This is a genomic window from Paracoccus sp. MC1854, assembly GCF_014164635.1.
Taxonomy (GTDB): domain Bacteria; phylum Pseudomonadota; class Alphaproteobacteria; order Rhodobacterales; family Rhodobacteraceae; genus Paracoccus.
The window spans coordinates 1-610 of the sequence record NZ_JACJFU010000135.1; the positions used below are offsets into that span (position 1 = coordinate 1).

A 610-nucleotide genomic window follows, 5' to 3' on the forward strand; every position below is an offset into this window, starting at 1 on the left:
CAACGGCCCGGCGTTCGTGGCCACCGCGCTGCGCGACCGGATCGCCGCGGCCGGCGCCGGAACGGCCTCTGTCGAGCCTGGATCCCCCGGGGAGGGAGGAGGATCAGGAAACGGTCCGGGGGACTGTGTGCCCGACGACGGGCCGCTGCGAGAGCTTCACCGCCAAGCTGCGCGACGAGCGGCTCACCGGCGACATCCTCTGCAGCCTCGCCGCGGCGAAGATCGTCCTCGCGGCGGGGCGCCGCCCTTGCACCACAAAGCGCCCGCATTCCTCCCCGGGCGAGTGGCCCCCCGCTCCCGAGGTCCCGCAGGGACCGCCTTCGCCACCCGGAGCATGGCGCCAGCACCCGTCATGCACCAAGATCGGAAAGGGACCACCCCAGCACGGCAGGCCAATGTGCAAGTTACCGACAAGCCGGGTGGAATGTATATTTTTGACATCCTCTCGCATTTCAACGAGCAGCTTCTCGATTCGGACGAAGCATGACCTCCCGCCTCACCCTCTACGACACCACCCTGCGCGACGGGCAGCAGACCCAGGGCGTGCAGTTCTCGGCCGCCGAGAAGGCCGAGATCGCGGCGATGCTCGACGCGCTCGGGGTGGACTACA

1 protein-coding gene and 1 pseudogene are annotated in these 610 nt (G+C 69.0%); both read left to right on the plus strand.

The annotated features are described in order from the left end of the window. Positions 1-125: 125 nt before the first annotated feature. Positions 126-281: pseudogene (locus H5395_RS19700) on the plus strand (integrase core domain-containing protein); the annotation flags it as partial. A gap of 202 nt (positions 282-483) precedes the next feature. Then, positions 484-610, plus strand: a 127-nt coding sequence (locus H5395_RS18450; protein WP_182794008.1) for a hypothetical protein, incomplete at its 3' end; no start/stop codon positions are given.